At 35.2% G+C, this 22313-nt stretch carries 14 protein-coding genes; 12 read left to right on the top strand and 2 right to left on the bottom strand.

Features of this window, described 5'->3' with window-relative positions:
- Positions 1-2 precede the first annotated feature (2 nt).
- On the top strand, positions 3-542 hold the full coding sequence (gene rbr / locus CPHY_RS02870) for a rubrerythrin (protein ID WP_012198555.1): 540 nt from the start codon (positions 3-5) through the stop codon (positions 540-542).
- 206 nt (positions 543-748) lie between these two features.
- On the opposite strand, the gene CPHY_RS02875 is transcribed toward rbr, so the two are convergent.
- On the bottom strand, positions 749-2317 hold the full coding sequence (locus CPHY_RS02875) for a response regulator transcription factor (protein ID WP_012198556.1): 1569 nt from the start codon (positions 2315-2317) through the stop codon (positions 749-751).
- Positions 2314-4098, bottom strand: a complete 1785-nt coding sequence (locus tag CPHY_RS02880; protein WP_012198557.1) for a cache domain-containing sensor histidine kinase — start codon at positions 4096-4098, stop codon at positions 2314-2316. Before CPHY_RS02880 ends, CPHY_RS02875 begins: the two co-directional genes overlap by 4 nt.
- A 284-nt stretch (positions 4099-4382) precedes the next feature.
- On the opposite strand from CPHY_RS02880, the gene CPHY_RS02885 reads away from it, so the two are divergent.
- The 11 genes from CPHY_RS02885 (at position 4383) to CPHY_RS02935 (ending at position 22205) form a co-directional block, all read left to right on the top strand.
- Entirely contained in the window at positions 4383-5273 is an 891-nt protein-coding gene (locus CPHY_RS02885) for a carbohydrate ABC transporter permease (protein WP_012198558.1), read from the top strand.
- An 11-nt stretch (positions 5274-5284) separates the two neighbouring features.
- Positions 5285-6130, top strand: coding sequence for a carbohydrate ABC transporter permease (locus CPHY_RS02890; protein WP_012198559.1), 846 nt, complete (start codon positions 5285-5287; stop codon positions 6128-6130).
- A 132-nt stretch (positions 6131-6262) separates the two neighbouring features.
- The gene (locus CPHY_RS02895; RefSeq protein WP_012198560.1) at positions 6263-7657 is read left to right on the top strand and encodes an ABC transporter substrate-binding protein; all 1395 of its coding nucleotides are present in this window, start codon (positions 6263-6265) and stop codon (positions 7655-7657) included.
- Positions 7658-7944: 287 nt separating this feature from the next.
- Positions 7945-9720, top strand: a complete 1776-nt coding sequence (locus tag CPHY_RS02900; RefSeq protein WP_012198561.1) for a glycoside hydrolase family 2 protein — start codon at positions 7945-7947, stop codon at positions 9718-9720.
- Positions 9721-9902: 182 nt separating this feature from the next.
- Positions 9903-11318, top strand: a complete 1416-nt coding sequence (locus CPHY_RS02905) for a family 43 glycosylhydrolase (protein ID WP_012198562.1) — start codon at positions 9903-9905, stop codon at positions 11316-11318.
- A gap of 109 nt (positions 11319-11427) precedes the next feature.
- Positions 11428-13176 (top strand): S8 family peptidase, encoded by a 1749-nt coding sequence (locus CPHY_RS02910; protein WP_012198563.1) that lies wholly within the window; start codon positions 11428-11430, stop codon positions 13174-13176.
- Between the two features lie 287 nt (positions 13177-13463).
- Positions 13464-14711: a tetratricopeptide repeat protein gene (locus CPHY_RS02915; RefSeq protein WP_198301332.1), complete on the top strand. Its 1248-nt coding sequence runs from the start codon at positions 13464-13466 to the stop codon at positions 14709-14711.
- A gap of 18 nt (positions 14712-14729) precedes the next feature.
- Entirely contained in the window at positions 14730-15992 is a 1263-nt protein-coding gene (gene hflX, locus CPHY_RS02920; RefSeq protein ID WP_012198565.1) for a GTPase HflX, read from the top strand.
- Between the two features lie 268 nt (positions 15993-16260).
- On the top strand, positions 16261-18663 hold the full coding sequence (locus CPHY_RS02925; protein WP_012198566.1) for a ribonucleoside triphosphate reductase: 2403 nt from the start codon (positions 16261-16263) through the stop codon (positions 18661-18663).
- A 341-nt stretch (positions 18664-19004) separates the two neighbouring features.
- Positions 19005-20819, top strand: a complete 1815-nt coding sequence (locus CPHY_RS02930) for a GGDEF domain-containing protein (protein WP_012198567.1) — start codon at positions 19005-19007, stop codon at positions 20817-20819.
- Between the two features lie 315 nt (positions 20820-21134).
- Complete coding sequence (locus CPHY_RS02935) at positions 21135-22205, top strand: branched-chain amino acid aminotransferase (protein WP_012198568.1); 1071 nt, start codon at positions 21135-21137, stop codon at positions 22203-22205.
- Positions 22206-22313: the final 108 nt, after the last annotated feature.

The following is a 22313-nucleotide window of genomic DNA, read 5'->3' on the forward strand; positions in this document are numbered from 1 at the left end:
TTATGGCAAATTTAAAGGGAACAAAAACAGAGGCGAACTTAAAGGCAGCATTCGCTGGAGAATCCGAAGCAAGAAACAAATATACTTATTTTGCAAGTAAGGCAAAAAAAGAAGGATATGAGCAAATTGCTGCACTATTCTTAGAGACAGCAGAGAATGAGAAAGAGCATGCGAAGTTGTGGTATAAGTTATTACATAACGGCATTGGTGATACTACACAGAATCTAAAAGATGCTGCAGCAGGTGAGAACTATGAATGGACTGATATGTATGCAGGCTTTGCAAAGGAAGCAAGAGAAGAAGGCTTTGGTCACATTGCAGATTTATTTGAAGGCGTTGCAAAGATTGAGAAGGAACATGAGGAAAGATACCTTAAGCTTCTTGAGAATGTTGAGAAAGGTCTAGTGTTCTCAAAAGATGGAGATTCCATCTGGCAGTGTAGAAATTGTGGGCATGTTATTATTGGTAAGGAAGCTCCACAGCTTTGTCCAGTTTGTGCACATCCACAGGCTTATTATCAGGTAAAAGCTGAGAATTATTAGGATTTGTTAAGTTAAGATTTAGAATTATAGAGAACTACCCACATGCGAAAGTGTATACCTTTACATGCGGGTAGTTTTTTATATTAGGAAATTACTGCAATTACTTAAATTTAAACCTCTACAAGGAATGTGTAATCACCCTGTGGGTTCACCAAGTAGATGTAGTCACCTAGACGAAATATATTTACCTTTTAAGTAGAAATTGGTTACTTGGGTTCTCTAGCATCTCCTGGGGTAATCCCCGTGACTTTTTTATAAGCTCGATGGAAATAACTAGGGCTTTCGAATCCGACGATTCTTGATATCTCATGAATTGGGCAGTCAGAATTTTTCAATAATTCAGTAGCTATATGAATACGCTTATTAAGAAGATATTCTGAAAAGCTAACCCCCATTTCATTTTTAAATAATCTGCTAAAGTAATTGCTATTCATATTGATATAGCTTGACATGTTATCACAAGTAATCTCTTCTCCGATATGAGTACTGATATAAGCTAGTACTTTTTTTATTTCCGGACGGCTAGATTTATTTTCCGGTTTGGAAAGCTGTTCAAACATACAATCAATCATATCAAAAAATATCTTTTTAAAATGGTCAAAAGTGTCACCATCCAAGGAAAAGGTACAAAGATTGATTTGATATTTTTCAAGAAATAGCCTCATATCAATTTCTAAACGACGTAAAAGTTGTTTCACAGAATTGGAATCATATTTCGTTGATTCCAAACGAGAAAATAAATCTTCTGTATATTTCTTTAAACGTATCTTATTTTGTAAACTCAAAAGATACTTAAAATCAGCACCATAGGTTTGATATAAATCAGCGATAGGATAAGCATCAAGTGGGGGCTCCGTAATAATCTGTAAAGAACCGCTATAAAAATAATAGGAGCGAAGGACTTCGTTTTGCCTGAGTATTTTTCCAATATCCTTCACGGAATGAAAAACATTGCTAAAGCAAGCGGATAAAGGTAGGCGTAAAAAGGAAGTAGCATTGGATATTAATTTCTTAATCAATTGCTGCACAGTATTGGTGGAAATGAGGGTATCATCATAAAGAATTCCAAACGCACCCCTGTTGTAAGGGAAAAGAATAATTCCATCTCTATTATCAATAGTTTCTTCCATTACATTTAGAAAAGCAAATTTTAAAAGGCTGTATTCTTTAATTGGGTGATCGGTGATGACACTTTCTAAGTTATCAATGTACAGTGATATTATTCTCATGTTTTTTTCAGGAAGTTTAACATTCATTTTTTTAGCCTGATGAAGTATCTCCTGATCCCGTGCTAGTATTCCTTCCGATATATCGGAGAAAAACTGTTCTAACAGAATGAATTTATTAGCTTTTAGTTTATGGATAGCGTCTTCAAAAGATGTTTGCTGCTGACGTTCTTCAACAAACTTTCTTCGAAACTGTTCCAAGGTATTAATCAAACTTTCTTTTGTAAGAGTGTGTTTTAGAATATAATCATCTGCCTCCAATTTAATTGCCTCTCTCGCATAATTAAAATCTTCATTACAGCTAATGATAATACTTTTAATACCAGATTTAAATTCCTTTGCTGATTTGATTAAGTCGAGACCATTCATTTTCGGCATTGTAATATCTGTGATTATCAAATCGGGTGATTTTTCTTTTACAATGTTAAGTGCCTCGGCTCCATTCTCTGCCTTACCTACAATAAGGTATCCGTAATCTTCCCAAGCGATGATATGAAGTAAGCCATTTAACATTTCAATATCGTCTTCTACAATAATTGTTCTAATCAAATCGATTCTTCCTTTCGATCATTATAAATATCATGAGATGGGAGCCATAACTCAACGGTTGTTCCTTGATTAATGCTACTGGTTATTTTAATCCCATATTTATCACCAAAATATATCTTTATACGTTCATCAATATTTTTAATTCCAATACCAGAGAATTTAAATTCTTTTTTGTTTTTTCCATCGAATGAATTAAGGTCCATTCCGGCGCCATTGTCAATGATTGATAGAATCATAAACTGGTCTTCTGTTCTGCTACTTATCTCAATAATTCCTTCGCTATCTATATTTTCAAATCCGTGTATAATAGAGTTTTCAACAATAGGCTGTAAAAGTAGTTTTGGAATGTGGTAAGTCAAAAGTTCCTCTGGTAAATTACAGATCAGTTCAAATTGTGTAGAATGTCTCATTTGTATGATGAGGGCATAACTTCTTAAAGTATTAATTTCTTCCGATATGGTAATTAGGTCATTCTCTTTTACTATTGTCATTCTTAGTAAGTTTGATAAAGCAAGGACCATATCTGCTACCTTTTGGTTATTATTATTGATGCCTGCCCATCGTATTGTATTTAGGGTATTGAATAAAAAATGCGGGCTGATTTGAGATTGCAGGAATTTCATATCACTTTCCCGTTTCTTTTTCTCTTTTTCTTGATTATCCTGAATTAGCTTATAGATATTTTCCCGCATAATATAAAAGGTATTTTCCAGAATTCCGATTTCATCCATTCGTTTTTTTGGCGGTTCTTCAATAGGGGATTCAAAGTTAGTATCAAGCATCTTCTTACTTAATCGATGTATCGGATTAACTAGATTTTTAGCAATTAAAGCAGATATAAATAAATACAGCAAAATAAAAAAGAAATTAAATAGCAAAAGGCGATTTGTAGTGACTCGAAGCTGTTTTGTTATGGAATCATAAGATTTTACGTCTATAATTGTCATAGAATCCAAGTGAGAATAAGAAATAATATTCTCTGAGTCGCCTTTTGTAATAAAATAACCCTTAGGCTCTTCGGGGATGTTAGTGCTTATAATATCTGATAAGGGTTTACCAATCCATTCTTTTTGGTTGGAGGAGATTACGATATTATTTTTATCTATTACTGCTCGTTGCGTCTTTGGTTGTTCACTGGAAGAGACGGTTAAATTACTTAGTTCGATTTCTGGTATACTGATAATAAAAGTACCGTATAATTTCTTTCCTGAATTATCGTATATATTTTTTACAAGAGTTAAGATATACGGATAGGCTTTTTTATCACTGTCAATATAATTTTCATCAAGAAAGCTCCAGATAAAACCAGGAGACTTATTCTGCAGGTTAGCTGGTGTGTATTTTTCAAGGAAAGCAGAAGAACTAGGGCCACTGCTGTTCCAATTTGTATAACGATTACCGGATTTAGTGATTACCGTAATGTAACACCTTGTCCCCATCATATTATAAGCAATATTTTCAATAAAGCTGTTAAATTTATTTATCCGATCTAAATTTTTCAAGTTATCCGCAGTTGTTTCATCTTCAATGAGACCTTTGATATTTTTATCTGAATTTACAAACAATGCGATGGAGGTCATTCGCTTTAATAGAGTATTAATATTATCGGAAGCCATCTGTAAAGAACTCATGGTTTCAGAAGATAGCTGTCCAACAATCAGATTTTTGCTGGATTGTTCTGCAATTAAGTAGGAGGTTATTTGAGGTAATATGATGATAATAACGAAGGCAGCTAAGAGTTTTTTATATATGCTGATATTTGATAATTTAAATCGTTCCATGTTACCTCTTTTCTGGTGCTTAAGCACTTTTTCATGACGTTGTGTCTTTATTAAGCTTTATTTAGTATAGCACGTTTCATTCGAATGTGTAGTGGATTTTTATAAGAAGTAATTATTGGGCATAATGAAGTAAGAAAAGGACATTTTATTAATGAAATGACCATGCTATGATGGATGTAGTTAGTTGATACGCAGGCTTTCTGTACGATTGATTTTTCATACCAAATTCTAAGAATGACATCGTAAGGGTAGCTTGGAGAGATCAATGTAGGAAGGAGTTAGTTATGAAGAAAAAAATGAGTAAAGAAGCCCTGGCAGCCATACTTTTTCTAGCACCTAGTTTTTTGGGCTTTTTAGTCTTCTTTTTATTTCCAGTCCTGTTTTCTCTAATTTTAAGTTTTGCAAAATGGGATATGGCATCGGGTATCAGCAGCATAAAGTTTGTCGGATTAAAAAACTTCAAAATTATTTTTAAAGATCTCTGGTTTACGGATTCTATGAAAAATAGTATTGTGTTTACTGTAACGACTGTGGTAATTGGAGTTTCCATAGCCTTAATTCTTGCAGTAATTCTAACGAGAGCAGCTTATTTTAAGAATACGCTAAAGGCTATGATGTTTTTACCGTATATATCAAGTACTGTAGCGATTGCAATTGTATGGATGATTGTTTTGCAACCGAAGTACGGACCAGTAAATCAATTTTTACTCAGTATTGGGGTTAATAAGCCACCAAACTGGTTAGCTGATATGAAATGGGCAATGCCTGCATTGATTGCGATGTATATATGGCAAAACTTAGGTTATAACATGGTGGTCTATATCGCTGGTCTTAGTTCTGTACCTACTGATTTATATGAAGCAGCGGAAATTGATGGGGCAGGTGCGTTTAGTAAATTTAGGTTTATTACTATTCCGATGGTATCGCCGACTACTTTCTTTTTAGTTATTATGGGAATTATTAATTCCTTTAAGGTATTTGATCAGGTCAATGTTCTTACTCAAGGAGGTCCTGGAACCTCTACTACTGTACTTGCTTTATATATCTATAGAGAAGCTTTTAAATTCTATGATATGGGCAGTGCTAGTTCTGCAGCTTGGATTATGTTTGTTATTATCTTTATAGTAACTATAATACAATGGATTGGTCAGAGAAAATGGGTAACCTATGAGTAAGGAGAAAGAAAATGACGAATAAAGCAGTGATTAGAAAAAAAATAATACGTATCGTAGCAACCTTAGTTTTAGGAATCATGGCTCTTACTATGGTGCTCCCGTTACTATGGATGATTTCAGCTTCTATGAAAGTTGAGGCGGATGTATTTAAATATCCAGTAGAATGGATACCGAAAAGATTCAATGTCATAGCAAATTACAAAGAAGTCTGGAGCGGTAGATATAATTTCGGTATTTTCTATTTGAACTCCATTAAGGTTACTTTACTTACGACATTTTTGCAGGTTTTAATATCTGCCATGGGAGCTTATGCATTTTCAAAGATTGAGTTTAAATTTCGAGATGGGTTGTTTCTTCTTTATATTAGTATGATGATGATTCCTGATCAAGTTACGATTATACCGAAATTTATGATATTTCGATCATTAAAGTTATTTGATAAGCATCTTGGGTTGATATTACTTGGATCATTTAGTATCTATGGTATGTTTTTATTAAAACAGTTTATGACGGCCATTCCGACAGCATTATCAGAATCAGCGAAAATTGATGGCGCAGGACATGGCAGAATCTTTTTAAGAATTATTCTTCCAGTTACAAAGCCGGCACTTGCAACTCTTGCAATGTTGAAATTCGTATGGACTTGGAATGATTATCAAAATCCTTTAATTTTTTTGAAAACTGAAAAATTATATACAATTCCGCTTGGAATGACAAAATTTATGACGGAATATACAAGTTTCTACTCTTTGATTATGGTTGCAGCAGTGTGTGCTATAATTCCTCTTCTCATAGTATTTTTGTTTGGACAAAAATACATCATGGATGGAATGATGGTAGGAGCTGTAAAAGGATAAAATGTGAAGAGAATTTCTAAGGCGTCAAAAGACGCCGCCAAAGAACTTCTAAAGCTTCACATGGCCTACTACTAAGCAGGCATGTTTCTTGCGTAAGTAATAAAAATTTATTATATTAAGGGAGGAAATTTTATGAGACGATTTTCAAAGGCATTAGCACTGATGCTAGGTATCACATTAGTTTTCACTGGCTGTGGTGCTAAAAACAGTAACAGTGGTGATGGCAGTAAAGGCAACGAAGGAAATACCAATAACACTTCAACAGTAAAACCAACAGAACCTGCAAAGACAGATTCAGGAAAGCAAAACACCATTGTAGTATACTCATGGGAAGCATCTTTAAAAGAGCAAAATGATAAGGTAATTGCAGCATTCGAAAGTAAATATCCTAACATTAAGGTTGATATGCAATATCCTGTTGAGAATGATAATGTGAAGTATACGGAGAAAGTGGATTTGCTTCTTCTTTCTGGTGAGAAAGTGGATGCAGTATTAGAGTCTTCTGTAGCAAAATGTGTAAGTAAAGTACAAAGAAATTTGTATCAACCATTGGATCAGTTTATACAAGCAGAGGGAATTAACTATGACGACGTTTATAGCGTAAACTCTCAGGTAGATGGAAGCTATTATGCTTGTCCAATTGACGTCACACCTTGGTTTATCATGATGAACAAAGATATGTTAGATAAAGCTGGACTTCCTGTACCAACAAGTTGGACTTGGGATGATTACAGAGAGTATGCGAAAAAGCTTACAAGTGGTAGTGGTCTTGATAAGATTTATGGATCCTATTTCCACACATGGCAGAACTATGGCTTAATGGGTGTTTATTCAACAAAGATGGATAATGCTTATTATAAAGCTGATGGATCTTTAAATTTTGATGATCCTAACTTAAGAGATTGGCTAGAGTTTAGATATGAAATGGAAAATGTAGATGAAACTTCTGTGCCACTTATTGATATCAAAACATCAAATTTAGCTTATAGAAATGAATTTTTTGGTGAAAAAGTTGCTATGCTTCCAACTGGAACATGGATGTTAGCAGAAATTAAAGATGCTGAAAAATGGCCACATAATTTTAAAACTTGCTTTGCTCCACTTCCAACCTGGGATAATGGTGCAGAAGGCCGTACTTTCTCCGATACAAAAATGTTCAGTATTCCAAAATCATCAAAATATCCAGAAGATGCATATAAATTCATCAGATTCTATACTACAGAGGGTGCTTATATTCGTGCAGGTGGTTTAACAGCAGAAAAGAACATGAATCTTGATACAATTTTACCATTCATAGTTGGTGAGAATCCAGATGCATTATATGATATGGATTCCGTGAAAAATGTTTTAAATAATCCTAAACTTGAGATGAATGCTCCAATGACAGCTCCTGGCTACAATGCTGAGATCGATTCCCTATTTGTAGAAGAAATCGAAAAGTATTTAGTAGGTGGAGAAACATTAGATGATTGTATCAGCAATCTTAACGAAAGAGGAAAATATATAGTGGAGAGCTTTGTTGAATAATCAAAACAAAGAATTTAGTAAGTAATTTTTTCATGACAAGGAAAAGATCGCAAAGCGTGATTTTTCTTGGAATTCAGGGGCAGGTTCTCAAGTCAGTTTCGTGATAAAAGAACCTGCTTCCTTTATAATGTTGGAATTCTATGTTTTTTATAATTTTATAATAAGCGCTATGACAGAACCTAGGTTAGTGTATACAGTGAATTATAGCGAAATTACATTCGCTTCAGGATACAGATATTGTCCTGCAGCCCTAAGTTTGCAGGTTATGGAAAGGAATGGAGATTAATATGCAGAAGGAAGAAAACGGAACTTTTCAAGAATCAATCCATAAAGTAAATTACGAAGATTGTTATAGAAGTAAAATGATAAAGAGTGATAGTTTATTTCTTGATTATTATAGAGAGAAAGAATATTTAAACGGAACATGGAATTATGGTATCGATCAATATGATAACTGTCTTAGAGCAAAGTGGTTCGAAGAGGTTTATTTTGATGAAGACGGAAGACAGTATCCAGTGGATTTTAGTTTCGATACCTGGGAGACGATGAAGGTACCATCCTGTTGGAATACACAATCAGAGAAATATTTCCATTATGAAGGCAGCGTAGTATATACCCGAACCTTTCGCTACAAAAATAATGGGGAAAAAAGAGTCTTTCTTAAGTTTGGTGCAGTTAATTACGAAGCAAAAGTATTTGTAAATAAACAATTCGTGGGAATGCATCAAGGAGGATCTACACCATTTGTAATTGAAGTGACAGGTATTTTAGCAGAAGATAACCGAATTATGGTTGTTGCGAATAATACAAGAAAGCGGACCAATGTCCCTTGTGAAAACACGGATTGGTTTAATTATGGCGGAATTTATCGTGATGTTGAGATAATTCGTATGCCAGAATCCTTTATTAAAGATGCATTTTTATATCTTGTTCCAGATGGAAGTTATAATAAGATTGCAGGAAAAATCACTCTGGAGGGAAGCAATGCCAACAGCAGTGTTCAATTAGAAATTAAAGAATTACAGATAAATGAAGTGTTTGAAGTGAAAGATGGTGTGGTTGAATTTAACCTAGAGGCACATCCTGAACTTTGGTCCACTGAAAATCCAAAACTTTATGATGTGGTTATACGTTACGGAGAGGACTACGTCAAAGAAAAAATAGGATTCCGTGAAGTTAAAGTTTATGGAACAGATATCTATTTAAACGGAAAGAAGATATTGTTAAAAGGTATCTGTGCTCATGAAGAAAGTGTTATCAATGGCAAGGCAGTAACAGAAGATGAAATTAGAGAGAATTTCCGCCTGGCAAAAGAGATGAACTGCAATTACATGAGACTAGCACATTATCCACATACAGAAAAGGCAGCACGAATTGCAGATGAAATTGGTATTATGCTATGGGAAGAGATTCCAGTTTATTGGGCAATCGAATTCGAGAATCCAGATACCTATGCAGATGCATCTAATCAGCTTTCTGAATTGATTTTAAGAGACCGAAATAGAGCAAGCGTTATTATCTGGTCAGTAGGAAATGAAAATGCAGATTCTGATTCACGTCTAAGATTTATGAGTAATTTAGTGAATAAAGCAAGAGAGCTAGACTCTACAAGAATGATATCCGCAGCTTGCCTAGTAGACCTTAAGAAACTTTGTATTGCTGATCGTTTGGCTGACGTTATTGATATTATAGGTCTTAACGAATATTTTGGCTGGTATGAACCGGATTTTTCAAAATTAATAAAGATATTTGAAAATAGTAAACCAGATAAGCCTGTAATTATCAGTGAATTTGGAGCAGATGCAAGAGCTGGTGCAAGGGGAAGCATGGATGATCTATACACAGAAGACAGACAGCTTAAGATTTACCGTGATCAAATTGATACACTTAGTAAAATAAGCTATGTAAAAGGAATTAGCCCTTGGATTTTGTTCGATTTTAGGTGTCCGAGAAGACTTCACACGATGCAAAATTATTATAATCTTAAAGGACTACTCTCTGCTGATAAAAGCTATAAAAAGCCTGCGTATTTCTTAATGAAAGAGTTCTATAGAAATTGGTAAAATAAATTAACAAAAAGTCGAAGCCGTTTGTGATGAATGGCTTCGACTTTTTTAATTCGCTCACTATTTTAATAGAATTATGGATAATATTGGAGTATAATTATGTAAAATTAGTTTGATGTCAATGGCGATAGCCGCTTTTACAGTAGAGCAGTGGCAAGATTTTAGAAGGAGTGGTAAAAATGAGAAAACAAGGATTTAATCCGTATCTTCCATCATGGGAATATATTCCGGATGGTGAACCTTATATTTTTAATGATAGAGTCTATGTCTATGGCTCTCATGACCGTTTCAACGGGTATGCTTACTGTTTAAATGATTATGTTTGTTGGTCTACACCGGTGGATGATCTATCTGACTGGCGTTGTGAGGGGGTTATTTACAAAGCTACTGATGTGCAAGATAATGAAGACCGCGACAGCTGTCTTTATGCTCCTGATGTAGCAGTTGGACCAGACGGAAGATATTATCTATATTATGTAGATAGTAAGCGTTCTATAATATCTGTTGCTGTTTGTAATACTCCGGCAGGTAAATACGAATTTTATGGTTATATACATTATGCAGACGGTGTAAATTTAGGAGAGAGAGAGGGAGATGAACCTCAATTCGATCCTGCGGTATTGGTAGAGGGAGATAAGGTTTATCTTTACACCGGCTTTTGTGCGATTGGTGATAAATCCAGAAGTGGAGCGATGGCGACGGTTCTTAGTACTGACATGTTGACCATCATTGAGGATCCGGTTATTATAGCTCCTAGTGAACCGTATAGTAAGGGAAGCGGTTTTGAGGGACATGGATTTTTTGAGGCTCCCTCCATTAGAAAACGGGGTAACACTTATTATTTTATTTACTCCTCAATCCTTATGCATGAGTTATGCTATGCTACCAGTAAGCATCCTACCATGGGATTTAAGTATCGCGGAACTATAGTAAGTAATTGTGATATTGGTATTAGCACCTATAAACCAGCTAACAAACCTATGTATTACGGAGGAAATAACCACGGTAGCATTATGGAGATAAATGGAAAATGGTATATTTTCTATCATAGGCACACCAATGGTACTAATTTTAGCAGGCAGGGTTGCTTAGAAGAAATTTCTTTTTTAGAAGATGAATCAATTCCTCAAGTTGAAATAACATCATGTGGTCCAAATGGCGGGCCCCTAAAGGGATTGGGCGAGTATCATGCTTACATAGCTAGTAATCTGTTCTGCGATGAGGAATCCATTTATACAGATTTTACAGGGGCATGGATGAATAATCAATTTCCAAAGATTACACAGGATGGAAAAGATGGCGATGAAGAGATTGGTTATATTGCAAATATGAAAGCATCTGCTACAGCTGGATTTAAATATTTTAACTGTATAGGAGTTAAGAGATTAAAAATAAAAGTGCGCGGCTATTGTAAAGGTGATTTTGAAATAAAGACTTCTTTAAATGGCCCTGTTCTTGGTAAGATACCGGTTGCATTCTCCAATGTGTGGAAAGAATACTCTGCAGATATAACGATCCCAGATGGAGTACATGCACTGTATATTACCTATACCGGAGAAGGAAGTGCAAGCCTTGCTTCCTTTACTTTGGAATAATATATATTGATAATCCAAGCCATTGAGAATTGCTTCGACTTTTTGTTTTAGTAGTAAAAGTAGTAAAATAAGAATATATTAGAAATAAGAGTTAAAACCAGAGGATAGCATGGATAGCGGAAAATTAGATAATCAGCTGAATTTGGCACTAGATGTATCCAATCGTGATCGAGAACAGACACAGGATTTAGATGTTGGGTATGATACGGAAACTAGACAATGGGAATTGATCGTTCGATTTAATGGTAGCTTGCAAAGGGTAGCAGATGAACTAGGATTTAAATTTGAAGAATTATTAGGTAATTTTGCGATTATTGTTATTGATCAGGGCAAAATTGACCGGTTAGTTGGATATAGTGAGATTGAATTTATCGAGAAACCGAAACAATTAACCTTCGAAGTAACGGCGGGGAAGGCAGCTTCTTGCATCTCAGCAGTACAGGCTCCACCGTTTAATCTATATGGAGAAGGTGTAATTGTTGCGGTGATTGATTCTGGGATAGATTATGCCCATCCAGATTTTAGAAAAGCAGATGGGAAGACAAGAATAATAGCACTTTGGGATCAAACAATTCAGCCTACTGGGGATCGAAAACCTCCAGAAGGTTACGTAGACGGAACCTTGTATACAGAGGATGATATTAATGCTGCTTTGGAAGTTTATAATATATCACAACGAATGAGACTTGTACCGAGTACGGATTTATCGGGGCATGGTACCCATGTTGCTGGAATTGCTGCGGGTTCCGGAGCTACGGATGGTAGATATCGTGGAGTTGCATCTAAAAGTGATATCTTAGTTGTAAAATTAGGAAATCCTGTTAGCCAATCATTTCCAAAGACATCACAGCTTATGACAGGTGTAGATTTTGCAATAAAGACTGCACTTGCAAGAAAACAACCAATAGCGATTAATATTAGTTTTGGTAATAACTACGGTTCTCATGATGGTAATGCGATATTAGAAACATATTTAAATACAGCAGCTAATTACTGGAAAACCAATATCATTGTTGGAACTGGAAACGAGGGAAGCAGTAGGACACATACCGCTGGTATCTTAAGTTCAAATGTAAATGCAGTCGTTGAACTAGCGATTGGAGACGGAGAGACCTCTATTAGTATACAGATTTGGAAGAATTATTTTGATGAGTTTGATATCTCTTTGGTTCATCCAAGCGGTGATGTAGTTGGGCCAATTCCCTCTATTCTTGGTTCACAACAATTTCAATTAAGACAAACAAAGATACTACTTTATTATGGGAAGCCTATTCCCTCTAATAAAGCGCAAGAAATTTATATTGAATTAATTCCAGCAGTAGGGGCATTATTAGTACCTGGAATCTGGAAGATTACATTGACGCCTAGGAGAATTATCGTAGGAAATTATAATTTATGGCTTCCTTCTTCGGGGGTATTAAGCGGTCAAACTGGATTTTTAAGACCTACTCCAGAGACTACATTAACGATACCGTCTACTGCATCAGGCGTTATTAGTGTAGGTGCCTATAATTCGAATACGAACAGTCTTGCATACTTTTCAGGACGTGGGTTTACCAGAGGTGATCTAGCTGTGAAACCGGATTTGGTTGCTCCAGGTGTAGATATTATTTCAGCATCTCCAGGGGGCGGGTTTACGGTTCGTTCTGGTACCTCAATGGCAACTCCATTTGTTACAGGTGCAGCTGCACTTTTAATGGAATGGGGGATTGTGAAAGGTAATGACTTATATCTATATGGTGAGAAGATGAAAGCTTACTTAATTAGTGGGGCAAAGCATCTTCCAGCTTATCGAGATTATCCAAATCCTGTAGTTGGGTGGGGAGCTCTCTGCGTCAGAGATAGTTTACCAGTATAGAGAATCAAGCTACTCTACAGGTTCAGAATTTGTCGTTGATGGTGGATTAACTGCAATGTAATACCTATATAATAAAATTCCTACTAAAATAGGGAAGGTACTGAAAAACTATCGTTTTTCAAAATAGTATTTTTAGTAATAGCAAAAGTGGATTCCAAAATCATTCTATCTATGATTTGGAATCCACTTTCTTTTGTCCCTTTTTTAATTACTACCCTTGTGTATGGTAGGAAAAAATTATATAATGACAATAATCGTTAACCTAAGGTAAATGGAGGATGGATACATTGAAGAAGAAAAAAGCATTTCTAGCGGTATTATGTTTATCGCTTGTTTTTAGCGGCTGTGGGCTAAGTAAGGCAAATCGAAGCTATAGTAAAGCGATGTCCTATTATGAAAATGGAGAATATGAAAATGCTGAGAAAAGTTTTATAGATGCTATTAAAGCAAATCCGGATAAAGCAGAGTTTTATTTAGATTATGGTTTTACATTGATTAAACTCTCACGGTATGAAGATGCCATTAAGGAATTTGAAAGCATAATTATGGATAAAGAAATAGCTATAGTAAAACAAAATAACAAAAAAGCTTATCGAGGTATTGGTATCGCTTATTTATATGCACAGTCTTATGAAGAAGCGATTAAAAATTTTGATTTAGCACTCGCAATCTCAGAAGAGAAAAACTTAGATACGGATATTCTATATTACAAAGGGAATGCACTAGAGAGAAGTGGAAATCTTGAGGAAGCATCGAATATCTATTCTGAAATTTTAGAAACCGAAAAAGATGATACTGCGATTTATAATGCGAGAGCGAATATTAATAGGATTCTTGGTAATTATGAAGAGAGTATCAAAGACTATGATAAGGCAATAGAAATTTCCAAGGGAGACTTTGACCTTTATTTTGGAAAATTTGCTGCTTTAAAAGAACTCTCCCGTACAGCCGAGGCAGAGGAAGTATTAAAGATTGCAGCTTCGCTTCCAGTCCACACAGAGAGAGATAGCTTTGAGTTAGCGAAGGTTTATTTTTATCAGAAAAATTATGACCATGCAAAGCTTCAATTAGCACAGTCATTAAAAAATGGTTTTATAGAAGCAAATTACTTCCTAGGAGAAATAAGCATAGAAGAAGGAGATTTTAAACAAGCGATCCAGTATTTTGAGACCTTTGAGGAATCAGGTGGTATGGTGTCTGCCATGTTTTATAATCAGCTTCTGACCTGTTATTTGAATGAGGAAGAGTACGATAAGGCGAAAAATTGTCTAAAGAAGGCAAAAAAATACTCTGATGTAACGATAGAACAGCAACTTTTAAGAAATGAGATTATACTATTAGAAAAGACCGGAGACTTTAAAGAAGCATATGAAAAGATGAAAAAGTATCTGGTTCGCTATCCAGACGATGTGGATGCGAAGAAAGACGCTACCTTCTTAAAAACTAGAGTGGAAGGTGCAAGTAACGAAACAAATACAAATCAAACAAATCAAACAGAGCAAGTAGGAACATCTGAAACTGTAAAGAAACCATAAGGAGGACAACTTGTAGTTATGTCAGAATTATATGAGATAAAAGAAGAGCAAGAAAAAGTGATTCTAGTTGCAGTCAGCGAAAACGATAATGATGATACTGAGGAATCATTGGATGAGCTTATGGAACTTGTAGATACTGCAGGAGCCGTAACCGTAGGAAGAATCACTCAAAATCGTGAGAAAATTCATCCTGGAACTTACGTTGGTAAGGGAAAGATAGAAGAAATCCGTCTTCTGATTGAACAGTTAGGTGCCACAGGAATTATCTGTGATGATGAATTATCTCCTGCTCAGTTAAGAAACCTTGAAGATGCACTACAGGCAAAAGTAATGGATCGTACTATGATTATACTAGATATCTTTGCCCAGCATGCAAGTACAAGAGAGGGTAAGATTCAAGTAGAATTAGCACAGCTAAAATACCGTGCTACTAGGTTAATTGGAATGAGAAACTCATTATCAAGATTAGGTGGTGGTATCGGTACAAGAGGTCCTGGAGAAAAGAAATTAGAGATTGATCGTCGTTTAATTAAAGATAGAATTGCTCAATTAAACCGGGAATTAGATGATATCAAGAGAAACAGAGAAGTTGCACGTTCTCTTCGTATGAAAAATCCTATTCCGGTGGTAGCAATTGTAGGTTATACCAACGCAGGAAAGTCTACGCTACTAAATCGCCTTACTGAGGCCGATGTGTTAGAGGCAAATATGCTATTTGCAACACTGGATCCCACCACTAGAAATCTTTCGCTAGAAAGTGGGCAGCAGGTATTGCTAACCGATACCGTTGGATTTATTAGAAAATTACCACACCATTTAATTGATGCGTTCCGTTCCACTTTAGAAGAAGCAAAGTATGCCGATATTATCATTCATGTTGTTGATGCTTCGAATCCTCAGGCTTATAAGCAAATGCATATTGTTTATGAAACATTAAAAAAGCTACAAGTAACAGATAAAACTGTTATTACGGTCTTTAATAAACAAGATCTTGTTCAAGAGGAAGAGCCAATGAAGGATTTAAAGGCAGATAAGACCGTAAAAATTTCCGCAAAGCAAGGCGTTGGTGTAGTAGAGCTTTTAGATATAATTGAAGAAGTATTAAGAGAGGCAAAGGTACTAATCGAGCATATCTTTTCTTACCAAGAAGCTGGGAGCATACAACTTATCCGTAAGTATGGACAGCTGTTAGAAGAGGAATATCAAGAAGGTGGCATTTTTGTAAAAGCCTATGTTCCAAAAGATATTGCAAACCAAATTGTATGGAGTAAACAAAGTTAAGCTTAAAACAATTATAGCAATAAATTTTTCATAATATTATAAAAATAGATTATATTGTGTTACGAAAAAAGTCCGTTAAGGAGCGAAACATAACGAAAACCGTGTGTTTAAGCTACTTTACGGACTTTTCTTTTGATACACACTTAAACACAATATGTAGTGGTAGGACTAAAATATCAAAATATATGTTGTAGTTAGCCTTGACGTTGCTATTGCTTTCTGATAGAATTTATTATTGAACAATGTAGGTAGGAAGGGAGAAGTACACATGATTAAAGTTGTGAAACGGGATGGTGAAATAGCCGAATTTGCGCTTTCAAAAATCAGTAGTGCCATTGCAAAAGCATTCAATGCTACGCAAAAACTTTATAACGAGGATATCATTAATTTGTTGTCTTTGCGTGTTACATCAGATTTTCAAACCAAGTTGAAAGACAGTACGGTTACGGTAGAAGATATTCAAGATAGTGTGGAGCATGTTCTTGAGCAATCTGGATATACCGATGTAGCAAAAGCCTATATTCTTTATCGTAAGAATAGGGAAAAAATACGTAATATGAAATCTACTATTTTAGATTACAAAGAAATTGTAGACATGTACGTGAAAGAGGAGGACTGGAGAGTAAAAGAAAACTCTACGGTTACTTACTCCGTTGGAGGATTAATTCTACATAATTCTGGAGCGATAACTGCAAACTATTGGTTGTCAGAGATTTATGATGAGGAAATTGCAAATGCCCATCGTAGCGCGGACATACACATTCATGATTTATCCATGTTAACAGGATATTGTGCGGGTTGGTCTTTAAAGCAACTAATTAAGGAAGGGCTTGGTGGTATTCCAGGTAAAATTACCTCATCTCCAGCAAAGCATCTTTCAACATTATGTAACCAGATGGTTAATTTCTTAGGTATTATGCAGAACGAATGGGCGGGAGCACAGGCTTTTTCTTCCTTTGATACTTACTTAGCTCCATTTGTAAAAGTAGATAATTTAAGTTATGAAGAAGTAAAGCAATGTATTCAATGCTTTATTTATGGAGTGAATACTCCTAGTCGTTGGGGAACACAAGCACCATTCTCCAATATCACGTTAGACTGGACAGTTCCAAATGATTTAGCGGAGCTGCCATGTATCGTCGGCGGAAAAGAGATGGAATTTAAATATAAGGATTGTAAGAAAGAGATGGATTTAGTAAACAAAGCCTTTATCGAAATTATGATTGAGGGTGATGCGAACGGACGTGGTTTTCAATATCCAATCCCTACTTACTCCATTACGAAAGATTTTGATTGGTCAGACACAGAGAATAATCGATTATTATTTGAGATGACCGCAAAGTATGGTACCCCTTATTTCTCTAATTATATCAATTCGGATATGGAACCAAGTGATGTTCGTTCCATGTGCTGCCGTCTAAGACTTGATTTACGTGAGTTACGTAAAAAGACGGGAGGTTTCTTTGGTAGTGGTGAAAGTACGGGTTCGGTAGGTGTAGTTACCATTAATATGCCTCGTATTGCCTATGTATCAGCAAATGAAGCTGAATTTTATCAAAGACTTGACCGTATGATGGATATCTCTGCAAGATCGTTAAAGGTTAAGAGAAAAGTTATCACAAAACTATTAGAAGAAGGCTTATATCCATATACAAAACGTTATCTTGGAACCTTCGACAATCATTTCTCTACCATTGGACTTATTGGTATGAATGAGGTAGGACTAAATGCAAGATGGCTTGGAAAAGATATGACAGATAAGAAAACGCAGCAATTTTCTGTAGAAGTTTTAAATCATATGAGAGATCGTCTTGGTGATTATCAGGTGGAATTCGGAGATTTATATAATCTAGAAGCAACACCAGCGGAATCAACCAGCTATCGTCTTGCAAAACATGATAGAAAACGTTGGTCTGAAATTAGGACAGCTGGAAAAGAAGGAGATACCCCTTATTACACAAATAGTTCCCATCTTCCAGTAGAATACACGGATGATATTTTCTCTGCACTTGATGTCCAAGACCAATTGCAAACGTTATATACTTCTGGTACCGTATTCCATGCCTTCCTAGGTGAGAAATTACCGGATTGGGAAGCAGCGGCTAAATTAGTTCGTACGATTTCAGAAAACTATAAATTACCTTATTATACTATGTCACCAACCTATTCGATCTGTAAAAATCATGGATATATTAAAGGTGAAAGTTTTGTATGTCCAGAATGTGGTGAAAAAGCAGAGGTATATAGTAGAATTACAGGGTACTATAGACCAGTGCAAAACTGGAATGAAGGAAAATCACAGGAATATAAAAATAGAATAGAGTACGATTTAGCTCATGCATTAAATACCGGTGATTTACTTAGTGCGAATAAAGGTATTGAGGAAGCTGCGGTTACATTAAATCTTGATGATAACGAGTCTTATCTATCAAACGACGGATGTTATTTATTTACTACAAAAACATGTCCAAATTGTAAATTAGCAAAAGGATATTTGGATGGTTATAAATATCAAGTAATTGATGCTGAAGAAAATATGGAATTAGCAAAGCAGTATCATATTATGCAAGCACCAACTCTATTGGTTGTAAAAGAGGGTATCATGACCAAATATGTGAATGCTTCGAACATTAAGCAATATGTAGATGCTGAAAGCGCATATGTTATATAATAATGACTTATCAACTAAGTAATAGAACGCATTGTTAGGATATGTTAGTTTAAAAGAAAGATACAATCATTTCATAGTGATTGTATCTTTCTTTTAAAATTTACGAGGAAATTGCGTTGTAATTAGCTATAAATGGAAAACTCTCCGAGGGATGCTTAGAGTAATGAAGTGAATTTGTTAACTAATCGGCTAATAATGTTACTCTTATAGGCCAAAAGTCACAGAAAAAATTGATTTTTATTTTTCGTATGTTATAATAAGGAAGGATAAGAAAGAAAATTCCAGTGCATTTTTTACAAATTTGGCTATTTTGTAATATCATTATCCCTAAGAGGTGAATTATGGAAGATAATAAAATACTGACAAGAGCATATGTAGGATGTGCTACCTTCGATAGTGACTTTCGTATCAGGGTAGGAGATGAAGGCATCTATCGAATTATAGATGAAGGAAAATGCTATCCTTATTCTCTTCTTCTGTTAATACATAATGAGGAACAGGAAGACTTTTGCATCGCTGTTCAGAATTTAAAGGAAAATGAAGTGCATAGTGGTACCTTTCATATTCGTCTTGAGGATGGGAAGTTCTATGTTGTGTATTATGTCGTAGAAAATCAGGGGATTCAATACATGGACGAAGAGTTATATCAAATACGTCTATATAATATAAAGGCATTTCATCAAGTAATAACGAAACAAGAGAATGAGATTATGGATTATCGGACCATATTAAGTTTAACTAATAATCTTTATTTTTCTTATGATATGAATACAACAAATTTTACATATTATTGGATGAGTGGGAATCAAGAGGTAATAGTCGCACAACAGCCTCTTCTTTTATGGAAAAAAGAAGTATTAGATAATGGTTATGTAAAAGAGCAGGAAAAAGCCATTTTCGGTAGTATGTGTGAAGATTTAATGGCGGGAACATCGAACTTTTATTACCAACTTATCAATAGCATCTTAACAAATGGAAAAGAAGTAGTTCGTTGGGTTATTCGAGGTTGCGCAGTTCATGAAAGAATGAAGTTGGATAGAATTGTTGGTGTTATAGAAATTGAGAAGTTAACGAAGGATGTACAAGAGAATTTCTTTTATGACCTAATGAATCGGGATGCTCTTACAGGCTTATTGAATAAGAGAGCTATAACTCAGCTTGCTGAGCAAAAGATCCAATATACTGGTAAGGATAAGTTCCGCTTTTTAATCTTAGATGTTGATAACTTTAAAACGATTAATGATTCCTATGGACATATGGTTGGTGATGAGGCTATCGTAAGAGTAGCCAATATTGTAAAAAAGATGGTTGGCGATCATGGGGTTGTTGGAAGAATAGGTGGAGATGAATTATTTGCTATCTTAGATAATGTGGACGATGAAAAGAGCCTAAGAAATGTATTAAAGGCAATACGAGAAAATGTTGCTTATGCTTACGTTGGTTCTGAAAACAATATCCATATCACATGTTCCATGGGTTGTGCAGAATATCCTACCGATGGGGTATCCTATAAGGAACTTTTTCAGAAGGCAGACTATAGTTTATACCTTGCTAAGGAAAAGGGGAAAAACCGTTATATCATCTATAATCCTTTAAAACATGGTGAAGTAAGTTGCAAGTTCCCGAATGCTATCCTTGGAATGGAGATAGCTTTTGCAGGATGTAGTAATACGAATCTTTTTTCAAACATGATGCAATCTTTATATGAAATGCGTAAAGATGGAATAGAAGAGGTATTCTGTCAGTTAGGAGAATTATATCAGTTTGAAAAGATAAATGTTTATTATGGAAGAGAATTGCCATTGATTATTCAATGGGGGAAAATCAATTCGGAAGATAAGAATGCAAAATATTTGTTAGAACAAGGATATCAGAAGAACTTTTCTGCAAATGGTGTTATTGTATTAGAAAATATGAATATCAGTAAATCGTTGCAGGCTTATCAAATTTTTATGAAGCAAAATTTAACATTTGTTATGCAAATTATGATAAAAAAGGAAAACAATATTTTGGGTTTAATCTCCTTAGAAAGAAAGGTAAAAAAATCTAAGATGTCAGTAGTTGATATTAACAATTTAGAGCTATTATGCCGCCTGATAGGAAATATAGTTCTAGATACAACACCTGATAGAAATGTAATTCTAGATACAATTTAACCCAGCAAGCAAGTCTAACCCCCACTTCTATGCGAAGCGTAAGCAGGGTTAGACTTTGCTTGTTTCAGTAGGAAAATAAGCTCCCACTGAAATAGTAACGTAGTTTCTAATGGGTTACGAGTAAGTAGCGTTTTGATAGCGTAACTGACATGAGAATTACGAGTATTCTTTGACGTTCATACGATAAAAAAAGGTAGAAAATAGAAATGAATTAGTTGGTTTATGAAATAGTACTTGAAAATTAACGGATGAAAGTCTAATATATTATAAAACGCAGCGTTTTAAGGGAAAATACGTAGAAAGAAGGATGTACAGATGCTGAATATCAGATATGAGAAAACAACTGCACCTAAGGAACTTCCTGCAGCTGACAATCCATTAAAATTTGGTACTATATTTACCGATCATATGTTTCTTATGGATTATGAAGAAGGTAAGGGTTGGCACGACGCTCGAATTGTTCCTTATGGACCAATTTCATTAGAACCATCCGCTATGGTATTTCACTATGGTCAGGAGATGTTTGAAGGATTAAAAGCATATAAGACAGAGGATGGAAGAACTTTATTATTCCGTCCAAATAAAAATGCAGAACGTGCAAATAACAGTAATAAGAGACTTTGTATCCCAACGATACCAGAAGAAGATTTTGCCCAGGCGGTAAAGGCTATGGTAAAGATGGATGAAAGATGGATACCTACAAAGCCGGGCACTTCCCTTTATATTCGTCCTTTTGTAATTGCAACAGATCCATTCCTTGGGGTGCGTCCATCCAATCGTTATCTTTTTGCTGTGATTTTATCCCCAGTTGGTGCTTATTATCCAGAAGGATTAAATCCTGTGAAGATTTGGATTGAGGATGAATATGTCAGAGCCATCAAAGGAGGAATCGGAGAAGCAAAAACAGGTGGTAACTATGTAGCGTCTTTGGCTTCTCAGGTAAAAGCTCATGAAGAAGGATATTCTCAGGTGTTATGGTTAGACGGTAAGGAAAGAAAATATATCGAAGAAGTTGGTGCAATGAATATTTTCTTTAAAATTAATGGTAAAGTGCTAACACCAGAGTTAAATGGTAGTATTTTACCAGGTGTAACCAGAGACTCCGTAATTTCGTTATGCAAACATTGGAACGTTCCAGTTGAGGAAAGAAGAATTTCCGTTGAAGAACTCTATGAAGCAGGTAAAGACGGTAGTTTAGAAGAAGTGTTTGGTACTGGAACTGCTGCAGTTATTTCACCGGTGGGACACCTTCGTTTTGAAGATCATGTATTAATGGTTGGAGATGGTGGTATCGGAGAGTTTAGTCAAAAAATATATGATACGATAACCGGTATCCAATTAGGGAAAGTCGAAGATACTCTTGGGTGGACTGTGGAAGTAGTGTAAAAAATCTAGACTTTTCAAAGGAAAGGCATTGGAAAATTAACCAGTATGCGTTGGTTAATTTTTCAACTGCCTTTTTTTATGGAATGTTATACAATACATATGGCATAG

Origin of the sequence: Lachnoclostridium phytofermentans ISDg (assembly GCF_000018685.1) — a bacterium.
Taxonomy (GTDB): domain Bacteria; phylum Bacillota; class Clostridia; order Lachnospirales; family Lachnospiraceae; genus Lachnoclostridium; species Lachnoclostridium phytofermentans.

Bases quoted from the DNA above. Each gene is read 5' to 3' on its own strand.
- rbr (WP_012198555.1), top strand. From the start codon at position 3: ATGGCAAATTTAAAGGGAACAAAAACAGAGGCGAACTTAAAGGCAGCA.
- CPHY_RS02880 (WP_012198557.1), bottom strand. From the start codon at position 4,098: ATGGAACGATTTAAATTATCAAATATCAGCATATATAAAAAACTCTTA.
- CPHY_RS02885 (WP_012198558.1), top strand. From the start codon at position 4,383: ATGAAGAAAAAAATGAGTAAAGAAGCCCTGGCAGCCATACTTTTTCTA.
- CPHY_RS02890 (WP_012198559.1), top strand. From the start codon at position 5,285: ATGACGAATAAAGCAGTGATTAGAAAAAAAATAATACGTATCGTAGCA.
- CPHY_RS02895 (WP_012198560.1), top strand. From the start codon at position 6,263: ATGAGACGATTTTCAAAGGCATTAGCACTGATGCTAGGTATCACATTA.
- CPHY_RS02900 (WP_012198561.1), top strand. From the start codon at position 7,945: ATGCAGAAGGAAGAAAACGGAACTTTTCAAGAATCAATCCATAAAGTA.
- CPHY_RS02905 (WP_012198562.1), top strand. From the start codon at position 9,903: ATGAGAAAACAAGGATTTAATCCGTATCTTCCATCATGGGAATATATT.
- CPHY_RS02910 (WP_012198563.1), top strand. From the start codon at position 11,428: ATGGATAGCGGAAAATTAGATAATCAGCTGAATTTGGCACTAGATGTA.
- hflX (WP_012198565.1), top strand. From the start codon at position 14,730: ATGTCAGAATTATATGAGATAAAAGAAGAGCAAGAAAAAGTGATTCTA.
- CPHY_RS02925 (WP_012198566.1), top strand. From the start codon at position 16,261: ATGATTAAAGTTGTGAAACGGGATGGTGAAATAGCCGAATTTGCGCTT.
- CPHY_RS02930 (WP_012198567.1), top strand. From the start codon at position 19,005: ATGGAAGATAATAAAATACTGACAAGAGCATATGTAGGATGTGCTACC.
- CPHY_RS02935 (WP_012198568.1), top strand. From the start codon at position 21,135: ATGCTGAATATCAGATATGAGAAAACAACTGCACCTAAGGAACTTCCT.